The 9,466-nt window shown below is 29.9% G+C and carries 9 protein-coding genes; 6 read left to right on the forward strand and 3 right to left on the reverse strand.

Annotation, left to right across the window (positions count from 1 at the left end; translation table 11 throughout):
• Window positions 1-30: 30 nt before the first annotated feature.
• From mrdA to E6A48_RS03600, 4 genes are all read left to right on the forward strand, one after another.
• Complete coding sequence (gene mrdA, locus E6A48_RS03585; protein ID WP_219700039.1) at window positions 31-2,028, forward strand: penicillin-binding protein 2; 1,998 nt, start codon at window positions 31-33, stop codon at window positions 2,026-2,028.
• Window positions 2,021-3,337, forward strand: coding sequence for an FtsW/RodA/SpoVE family cell cycle protein (locus E6A48_RS03590; RefSeq protein WP_219708635.1), 1,317 nt, complete (start codon window positions 2,021-2,023; stop codon window positions 3,335-3,337). Before mrdA ends, E6A48_RS03590 begins: the two co-directional genes overlap by 8 nt.
• On the forward strand, window positions 3,337-4,503 hold the full coding sequence (locus E6A48_RS03595) for a fused response regulator/phosphatase (protein WP_219708636.1): 1,167 nt from the start codon (window positions 3,337-3,339) through the stop codon (window positions 4,501-4,503). Before E6A48_RS03590 ends, E6A48_RS03595 begins: the two co-directional genes overlap by 1 nt.
• 135 nt (window positions 4,504-4,638) lie before the next feature.
• Window positions 4,639-5,355, forward strand: coding sequence for a periplasmic-type flagellar collar protein FlbB (locus E6A48_RS03600; RefSeq protein WP_219708637.1), 717 nt, complete (start codon window positions 4,639-4,641; stop codon window positions 5,353-5,355).
• An 81-nt stretch (window positions 5,356-5,436) separates the two neighbouring features.
• On the opposite strand, the gene E6A48_RS03605 is transcribed toward E6A48_RS03600, so the two are convergent.
• The 3 genes from E6A48_RS03605 to E6A48_RS03615 are packed head-to-tail and all read right to left on the reverse strand — an operon-like array spanning window position 5,437 to window position 7,982.
• Window positions 5,437-6,105 (reverse strand): hypothetical protein, encoded by a 669-nt coding sequence (locus E6A48_RS03605; protein WP_219708638.1) that lies wholly within the window; start codon window positions 6,103-6,105, stop codon window positions 5,437-5,439.
• 3 nt (window positions 6,106-6,108) lie between these two features.
• Window positions 6,109-6,828, reverse strand: a complete 720-nt coding sequence (locus E6A48_RS03610; protein ID WP_219708639.1) for a DUF5058 family protein — start codon at window positions 6,826-6,828, stop codon at window positions 6,109-6,111.
• The gene (locus E6A48_RS03615) at window positions 6,828-7,982 is read right to left on the reverse strand and encodes a M20 metallopeptidase family protein (RefSeq protein ID WP_219708641.1); all 1,155 of its coding nucleotides are present in this window, start codon (window positions 7,980-7,982) and stop codon (window positions 6,828-6,830) included. The genes E6A48_RS03610 and E6A48_RS03615 overlap by 1 nt, the downstream gene beginning before the upstream one ends.
• A gap of 162 nt (window positions 7,983-8,144) precedes the next feature.
• Here E6A48_RS03615 and E6A48_RS03620 point away from each other — a divergent pair, with 162 nt between their 5' ends.
• A complete protein-coding gene (locus tag E6A48_RS03620) occupies window positions 8,145-9,017 on the forward strand; it encodes a VIT1/CCC1 transporter family protein (RefSeq protein WP_219708643.1) in 873 nt (290 codons plus the stop codon).
• A gap of 27 nt (window positions 9,018-9,044) precedes the next feature.
• The coding region (locus E6A48_RS03625) for a YcxB family protein (RefSeq protein ID WP_219708645.1) at window positions 9,045-9,466 on the forward strand (422 nt) is incomplete at its 3' end.

Consider the following 9,466-nt stretch of genomic DNA (forward strand, 5'->3'; position numbering starts at 1 on the left):
TATAAAAAATTTTTATAAGGGTTTTTTTATATGACTTTTTTAGAAATTGAATTAAATAAAGATAAAAAAATCGAAGGCGAAGATTTTAAATATAAGAAAAAGCTGATAGTAGTATTAATTATTTCTGTACTAATATCGGCTATGCTTATTATTAGGCTATTTTATTTGCAAATCATTTTGAACTCTCATTATGATAGTTTGGCAAGAAACAATAAAGAGCAAATAATACCAATAGATGCCTATAGAGGAGAGATATTCGATAGAAATGGTGTTATTGTGGCAGAGAATATCAAAATCTATACAATGTATATTATACCTGTTTATTTGCCTAAGAATTATTTTGAGAGAGAAGAGCTTTTATATAGGGTTTCTAAACTATTTAATATAGATTTAGGTTCTATAAAAGAAAGTTTATCTAAAGTTTCTAAAAACAGTTATGATTCTGTAGAGATATCTGATAATATTAGTATGTCTCAGATGAGTTATTTAGCAGAGCGTTCTGAAGATTTTCCTGGTGTTTATTACGGAAGTAAATCTATAAGAAATTATCCTCTTGGTGAAACTATGACGCATATATTAGGTTATATAGGTAATATTTCACAGGAAGAGTTTGAGAGTAAAAGAATAGAAGGATATAGAAGAGACAGCGTTATTGGTAAAGAGGGTGTTGAGCAGTATTATGATAAAGAGCTTAGAGGAATAGATGGTTATGAGCAGTGGATAGTGGACTCAAGAAACAGAGTAAAAGAAACTATTGCCCCTGCTGTTGGTAAGCCTATACCTGGTAAAAAATTAATACTTAGTATAGATTCAAAAATACAAAAGGATGCAGAAGAGCTTCTTCGTGGACAAGTTGGAACTATTATAATATCAAAACCAACTACTGGTGAAATACTTGCTATGGTAAGTTCTCCTTGGTATGACCCTAATATTTTTATAGGTAAAATAGATGCTAAGAAATATTCTGAGCTTATTAATAACCCAGCTAATCCGTTTTGGAATAAGGCTATAAGAGGAAGATATCCTCCGGGTTCTACTTTCAAGCTTGTTAGTGCTTTAGGTGCTCTTGCCGAGGGAAGAATTGGAGCTTATACTACAAGATTCTGTGCGGGCGGTATGCTTCTTGAAAATAGATTTTATAGATGTACTGGTCATCACGGCTATGTTAATATGTATAAGGCTATTCAGTTTTCTTGCAATACTTATTTCTATAATTTGGCCTATGAGCTTGGACCAAACTTTATAAAGAAATATGCAGAGTTATTAGGCTTTGGAGAGCTTACAGGAATAGATTTGCCTGGTGAAAAAATAGGTACAGTTCCTAGTTCTGAATGGAAGAGAAGAAAAATTGGTGAATATTGGTGGGACGGTGATACGCTTCAATATGCTATTGGTCAGGGTTATATGTCTGCTACTCCTATAGCGGTTCATATGGCTACTTCTGCTATAATAAATGACGGAATTATGTATAGACCTCATGTTGTTAAAGAGATTAGAAGTTCTCAAACTGATGAGGTAATATATAACAATGATAAGATTGTGATGAAAAAATTGGATATAAGTAAAGATATATTCACTGTTATAAAAGAAGGTATGAGAATGGCTGTAGCAGGAGGTACTGCAAGAAACGGTGCTTGGTCGCCTAATATAAAATTGGCAGCTAAAACTTCTACAGCACAAAATGCTCAAGGTAAAGACCATACTTGGATTACTATTTACGGACCTTATAATCAAAGACCTAAAGATGATATGATTGCTGTAACAGTTATGCTTGAAAATAGTGGTGGTGGTGGTGGTTCTACTGCTGGACCTATTGCTACTGCTATGCTTCGCTCTATAATAGATGGTGATGATGCTATACAGGCTAGAAACTCCATATATGGAAGAATGCAAAATATATACAGACAAATTAGAATGGCTAGAGAGCAACAAGCTTTGGAAAATGGTGCAAATACTGAGAATACTGAAAATAATAATCAAAACACTGATATAAATAATCAAGAGGATAATAGAATACAATATGAATGAAAAAAAAGAATTAAAAAGATTATTCGTATTTGATTGGAGAATACTTATTTCTATACTTTTTCTTATGGTAGCTGGTGCTATAGCTGTATATTCTTCAACATATTCTCCAGATTCTGGTAAAACTAGTTGGATATTTTTGAAATATATATTTTTCTCTGTTGTTGGTCTTGTTATTATGTGTATTACTATGTTTATAAACTACACAAAACTTGCAGAGCACAGAATGTCTTTATATATACCAATGCTTATTGTATTAATACTTGTACTTATTCCTGGTGTGGGTACTACAATAAACGGAAGTAGTAGTTGGCTTTTTGGTATGCAGCCTTCTGAGTTTGGTAAGATAGTAATGATTATATTTTTAGCTGGTTATTTGGACCAAATAGGAGATAAAATAAAACAAGAGAAATATTTTTTAATAGCTGGTATTTTTATTTCTATACCTATTGGTTTAGTTTTAATGCAGCCGGATTTAGGTACTGTTTTGGTATATTGTTTTATAGTATTTGTTATGCTATTTGTTGGAGGGGTGCCTTTAAGATATATCATATCATTATTAAGTATAGGTGTTATAGGGTTATCTATACCTATGTTTTTGGAATATAAAAGAATGTCTGATGATATAAATAATATTCTTTTCAACTTCTTATCACAAAGGCTTTATATAGGATATATTGCAGGAGGATTTTTGTTTATATCAATACTTCTTCTTACAATAAACTTCTATATGAATAACAAATATGTAGAATTATTTTCATTTACATTTTTTGTTTTATTTTTGAGTATGTGTGCGGCTTTAACTTTTGATATAGGATTAAAAACTTATCAGAAAGAGAGATTATTAGTATTTATGAACCCAGAACTTACAAGACTTAGTTCCGGTTATAACATCATTCAATCTCTCATTGCTGTTGGAAGCGGAGGGCTTTTTGGAGAGGGCTTTCTTAATGGAAGTCAGTCGCAATTAAACTTTATACCTCAGCAGGTAAATGACTTTATTTTCTCAAATATTTGTGAGGAGTGGGGTTTTATAGGAAGTGCTTTGGTGGTACTAGCTTATGCTACTATATTTGTTAGGGGTATTACAGTTGCTTATTTTGCTAAAGATAGGCTTGGGGCATTGATTATATCTGGTGTAATTGCTATGTTTTTATGTCACGTGCTTATTAATATTGGTATGGTAGTTGGTATGATGCCTATTACAGGTTTAACTTTGCCTTTTGTAAGCAGTGGTGGTTCTTCTATTTTGACTTTTTCTATATCCATTGGGCTTATATTTAATGTTGAAGCTAGAAGGTATGTACATTAATGGCTATTGCAAGAAATAATATTTTAACTGAGAAAGTATTAATAGTTGATACTAATATTGATTATGCTAAGTTTATTCAAAAATTCTTAAAAAAAAATAATTATTTATGTTATATAGCTTTATCTTATGAAGAAGCTATTAATATGACATATGAGAAAATACCAGATTGTATACTAGTTGATTATATGCTTCCTAATAGCGGTGCTTGCAGACTGGCTGGATATATAAAATCTGATAATTTATTAAAAAATATAGCAGTGCTTTTTTTAACTGCTTCTGATAATAAAACGGAATCTCTTAAGGCTTTTGACTGTGGTGCTGATGGATTTTTTGAGAAGTCTATTGATACTGATTTGTTTCTTTCTAAAATGAAATCTTATATTAGACTTAAAAAAGCTATAGAGTCTAATATGATGTATATGGATATATTAAAAAGAGATATAGAATATGCTGCCAAATTGCAAAAAACTATACTTTCTTATGGAAACACATCTATACCTAAAAATGAAATATCTATACATCACTATGCACCAAATGAGGTTTCTGGTGATTATAGCGGAATAAAACTTATTAATGATGGGTATTATGCTATACTTCTTGCAGATGTGTCTGGACATGGTGTTGCTGCTAGTATGCTGACTATTTTAATAAAATCTTTCTTTGATTCGCATGCTATTATAGATGATAAAAATACTTCACCTGCTGTTTTTTTAGAAAAGCTTAATAAATTTTTTATAGAAGAGGGATTTGATAAAAACCTATTTGCATGTGTATTTTATGCTCTTTATAATAATGATACAGGGGCATTATTATGTTCTTCTGCAGGCTCTCCAAAACCTATTTATTATTCAAATGCTAAAGATGAAATATGTACTGTAGATATAGATGGTCCTTTAATTGGAATGATTGATGATAGCGAATATACAGAAATGGAAATTCAATTAAATAGAAATGATATTTTATTTGTTTTTACAGATGGTGCTTATGAGGTATTTGATGATAATAATAATATGTTTGGCGATGAACATCTAAAGCAAATATTTTCTAAAAATGTTAAAAATAATGTAAGCGATATTAAAGAAAAAATTATTAATGAGATAAAATCTTTTACAAAAGAACCTTTAAAAGATGATGTTAGTATGATTCTTTTAAAAAGAACTACTTAAATATAATAAAAAAAATCCTTTTTTAAAAAAAATATGATAACTAAAAAACTATATATTACGATAATGATTTTAGTTGACATATTATAGTTTTTTCTGTATTATGTATACTATAATGTTATTTAGGTGTGAATGTTTATGAGATTTAAAATAGCAATATTGACTGTAGTTAATTTAATAGCTTTTATAGCATTACTTTATATGTTTGATATATTTGGAGTTGTTAATTATTATACTTTAATGCGTACAAAAATAGCTCCTAATGTACCTTCTTTTTTAACTAGATTTACTCAAAAACCTAGAGTTGAAGATATGGCTCTTTTAGCTAGAGATGATCTTGCTAAGATGAGAGAATCTTTCAATTTAAGAGAAAAAGATATACAGGCACAAGAAGCTTTAATTGCCAGCAGAGCTATAGAATTAAATTCGCAATCTGAATTAATAGAACAAGACAGACAAAACTTATTAAATGCTTGGTCTAATTATCAGGCTACTATGGACGAATCTGCACAGTATCAATTAGTACTTACAGATTTGGCTAATAAAATTAATAGTATGCCTCCTCAAAACTCTGTTGCTTTACTTAATCAATTAGCAGCTAATGGTTCTGATGATTTAATTATTGATGTATTAGTAGAGATGGATTCTATAGCAGCAACTGAAGGAAGAAATAGTACTACTTCTTATTTGCTTAGCTTAATGGACCCTACAGTGGCAGCAAGAATATTAGAGAAATATGAAGCACGCACTAATCCTAATAATAATACAGTGCCTTCATCTCCTAATGATTTCCCTTCATATACTCCAGATAATAATGAAATGCTTAATGACGGCATAATGGATATGGGTGCTTAAAACTAGAAATTATTAATTAATATATAAAAAAAGATGCTGGATTTTTCTTCCAACATCTTTTTTATTTTTAAATTATAATTATTAATTTTCAGCTTTTACTTTGTATAATATTTTTGAAGCAATAATTGTAATTACTAAACCTGATAACGTGATAAGGAAAGCAGGCATAGAAGGTATTAATAATTTACAAGCCAAAGGTATTCCTAAACCAAATACTAATAATTTAGGATATTTCATGCTAAATTGCATCAATACAGCACCAAATATAGCAGGCACAGCATAAGATTTAAAAGCTTCAGCAATTATAGGAGGCACTACATTAAGAATAGTAGCTCCTAATACAGCAGCCAATGTAACAAAGAATAAGTTAGTTATAATAGAACCAGCTATTCCCAAAGAAGAAATAATTTCTACATTTCTAGTTCCTTCTGGAGTATCTGTAACATCTAATGCACAAGCAGCAGCAGGCACTCTCATATTACCTCCATTTCCAGAAAGGAAGTTCATGTAAGAACCAGCCAAACCTAAAACAGGATAATAGCTCAAAGGCTCTAATACATACATAACACCATAAGAAGAAGCAACTAATATCCAAGCTTTTATAACAACATCTATAGGTGGAAATATTTTATGACTAATCATCAAATACACAACAGGGAAGAATGAAGCAACAACAGCAGATAATAATGTAACTCTTCCAATTAAATTAACAGGGTCATTCCATAATTTTTGAAATTCTTTATCAGTCATACATTAACCTCCAATAGATATTTTTACAATTAAAGCTACAGCCATACCAACTAGCATTGCAATACCCAAATTGTATTCACGAATTTTAAGTCCAATTTTAGTTTTTGATACAAATTTTACTAATATAAACATAGTTAAAGCAGCAGCCAAAACAGAAGCAGCAGTATCCATTTTAGGTAAATAACCAGAAGCCAAATTACCAAATACTGCAACCATAGAAGCAGCAGAAAGTAAAGCTAAACCAGCCTGATTACCTCCAGAAATTTTTGTTCTTAACTTCTCTAATTTACTACCCATAATTGATGCAGATATCAACCAACCGCATCCATTAGCAGCCATAGTAATCCAAGATACAACCAAAGCAACCTCATTATAGTCAGGTCCTCCGAATTGTACCCCCATAGCTTCAGCCCCAAATTGTGCTCCAGCCATCTCTGTAGTAGCAGCACCAATAATAGAAAGCCTCATCCAGCTCATAGGTGCTCCTATAACAGATATCATTCCTACCATTACTATAAAACCAGATATAGCAGGTCCTATTGCAGTTATTAAACCAGCTTTAAAAGCTTTTTGGCAAGTTTCGCTTGTAATACCTAAAGTTTTTGCTGTCTTATTAGCAAGTCTTGTATATAATATAGCTTGTACCAAACTTATAATAACAACAACAGCACATAATGGCCATAATATTAATTGATTGGCTAATTTTAAAATCTCTTCATTCATTATTTATCTCCTAAACGCTTAATTGCCCATTCGCTCATTAGTACACTAGGCTGATATAATTTTGATTCATCTATCTCAAATTTACTATTATGATGTGGAATATTTTTTTCTGTCATAGTAGAGAAGAAAATAAATACTCCAGGCATTTTATGTTGATATTCAGCAAAATCTTCCCCACCCATAGAAGGAGTAAAAGGAGCTGATTTTTTAAATCCTAATTCCTTACATACTTCTGATAATTCATTAGCTATTTTACCATCATTAATAACAGGAGGGCAACCCCATTCCATATTCACTTCTGCTTTTGCTCTATTAGCTATAGCAATAGACTCTGATATTTCTTTTATTCTGTTTCCTATAAGTTTTCTATTCTCTTCACTAAATGTTCTAAAAGTACCTTCTATATTTACTTCTGAAGGTATAATATTATATTGACTTCCACCGTTTACAATACATATAGATATTACTGTAGGGTCAGTAGCTATTATTTCTCTGCTTTTTATATTATATATACCTTGTATTATTTGACTAGCAGTTAATACAGGGTCTACTCCAGAATGAGGATAAGCACCATGAGAACCTTTTCCTATAACCTTAATAACAAATTTATCGTTAGATGCCATTAATGGACCTTCTTGAAGAACAAACTCTCCGCTAGGTACGTCTGTAGCTATAGTACCTATATGTGTACCAACTATAGCACTAACACCATCTAATAAACCATCTTTTATTAAATTATTGGCTCCTTTAGATATCTCTTCAGCAGTTTGAAATACTAATCTTACAGCACCATTTTTTAATCTATCTTTATTTTCTAATAAATAATGTGCTGCTCCTAGTAAACAAGCCGTATGAGCATCATGTCCGCAAGCATGCATATTACCATTTTTTGAAGCATATTCAACGCCTGTTTCTTCAACTATAGGTAAGCCGTCCATATCCGCTCTAATAGCAACTATATTGCCACTGCTAGTATCTCCTATGTCGCATACTATTCCAGAGTCTAAAGAGCATTCTTTTGCCTCAAGTCCTAATGATTTTAATTTATCAAGGACATATTTTTTTGTTTGAGGCAAATCTGTACCAATTTCTGGTATTTGATGCAATTCCCTTCTCATGCCAATAATTATGTCATTGAGTTTTTTGTTATCCATTTTGAATTGTACTCCTTTAAAATATATAAAATACTATATATAATATTTTATAAATATTTAATAGAAAATCAATATCTAAATTTAATATAAAATAATGTTAATTTTTGCAATTAATTAGTTTTCATTGTACTATTTAATTAATTAATATTTAGGATTAATATTATGAAGCCAATATCAAAAGAAACAATTAAGTTTTTATTGGAATTACAGCAAAATGAGATTACAGAACATGCAATATATTTAAACCTTGCTAAATTTGTAAAAAAAGAAGATGATAAACAAATACTTATCAATATTGGAAGAGAAGAATTTGCTCATGCTAAAATATTAGAAAAATACACCAATAAAAAACTAAGACCCCAAAAGTTTAAAGTTTTTAAATATTTTATTTTAAGTTTTATATTTGGATATACATTTGTTATTAAGATAATGGAATCTGGAGAGAAGAGTGCGGAATATATATATTCTAAGATAGTTGATGAAGTGCCAGATGCTAAAACTATTGCTTTTGAAGAATATGAACATGAAAATAAACTTATATCTATTTTAGATGAAGATAGGCTTAAATATGTTGGTTCTATGGTTTTGGGGTTGAGCGATGCTTTGGTTGAAATTAGTGGAACTTTGGCGGGGCTTACATTTGCTTTGCAGGACAATAGGCTTGTTGCTTTATCTGGAATAATTACTGGAATATCTGCTACACTTTCTATGGCTTCTTCCGAGTATTTATCTGCTAAAGCTGAGGGTAGTAAAAATGCTTTTAAATCTTGTTCTTATACTGGTGTAATGTATTTAATTACTGTAAGTCTTTTAATAATGCCTTATTTAGTATTTAGTGTTTCTATTTATGCTCTTATTGCTATGCTTATAATTGTTATAACTATAATATTTTGTTTTACTTTTTATATTGCTGTGGCTAAGAGTATTTCTTTTAGAGAAAGATTTTTTGAGATGGCGGGAGTTAGTTTAACAGTTGCTGCTATAAGTTTCTTTGTTGGAATGCTTGTAAAACAATTTTTGGGTATTGATATTTAATTGATATTTAAAAGGAATTATTTCTAGATGAAAAGAGAATATAAATATAATATAGAACATAATGATTTTATTGATTTTCAGCTTCATTATTTGAAAACTAATAAAGAGCTTCAAAGTTCATTAAAGAAAAATCTTATTATGATTATTATCGTATATGTGATTGTGCTTATTGGAATGTTTATATATTTTAAAAGCAGTTTATTCATGCTTTTTATAGTTGCTATAATAATGATAGCAGTATCTGTTTTACAAATAATTAGTTATAAAAAGAGAGTTCAAAAAAATATTGTAAAAAAAGTTTTGTCTTATATCAAAACAGGAAAACTTGATGATATATTTGGTGAGAAAATTTTAACTGTTTATGATGAGAAGATTGTTTTTAATGAAACTAAGGGTATAAAAAATTTTAATATATCCGATATAAAAAAAATAGAGCAGAGTAAATTATG

The sequence above is a fragment of the Brachyspira pilosicoli genome, assembly GCF_019402445.1.
GTDB lineage: Bacteria > Spirochaetota > Brachyspiria > Brachyspirales > Brachyspiraceae > Brachyspira > Brachyspira pilosicoli_B.

Excerpts from the sequence above, each read along its gene's own strand:
- mrdA (WP_219700039.1), top strand. The coding sequence starts at position 31 with ATGACTTTTTTAGAAATTGAATTAAATAAAGATAAAAAAATCGAAGGC.
- E6A48_RS03590 (WP_219708635.1), top strand. The coding sequence starts at position 2,021 with ATGAATGAAAAAAAAGAATTAAAAAGATTATTCGTATTTGATTGGAGA.
- E6A48_RS03595 (WP_219708636.1), top strand. The coding sequence starts at position 3,337 with ATGGCTATTGCAAGAAATAATATTTTAACTGAGAAAGTATTAATAGTT.
- E6A48_RS03600 (WP_219708637.1), top strand. The coding sequence starts at position 4,639 with ATGAGATTTAAAATAGCAATATTGACTGTAGTTAATTTAATAGCTTTT.
- E6A48_RS03605 (WP_219708638.1), bottom strand. The coding sequence starts at position 6,105 with ATGACTGATAAAGAATTTCAAAAATTATGGAATGACCCTGTTAATTTA.
- E6A48_RS03610 (WP_219708639.1), bottom strand. The coding sequence starts at position 6,828 with ATGAATGAAGAGATTTTAAAATTAGCCAATCAATTAATATTATGGCCA.
- E6A48_RS03615 (WP_219708641.1), bottom strand. The coding sequence starts at position 7,982 with ATGGATAACAAAAAACTCAATGACATAATTATTGGCATGAGAAGGGAA.
- E6A48_RS03620 (WP_219708643.1), top strand. The coding sequence starts at position 8,145 with ATGAAGCCAATATCAAAAGAAACAATTAAGTTTTTATTGGAATTACAG.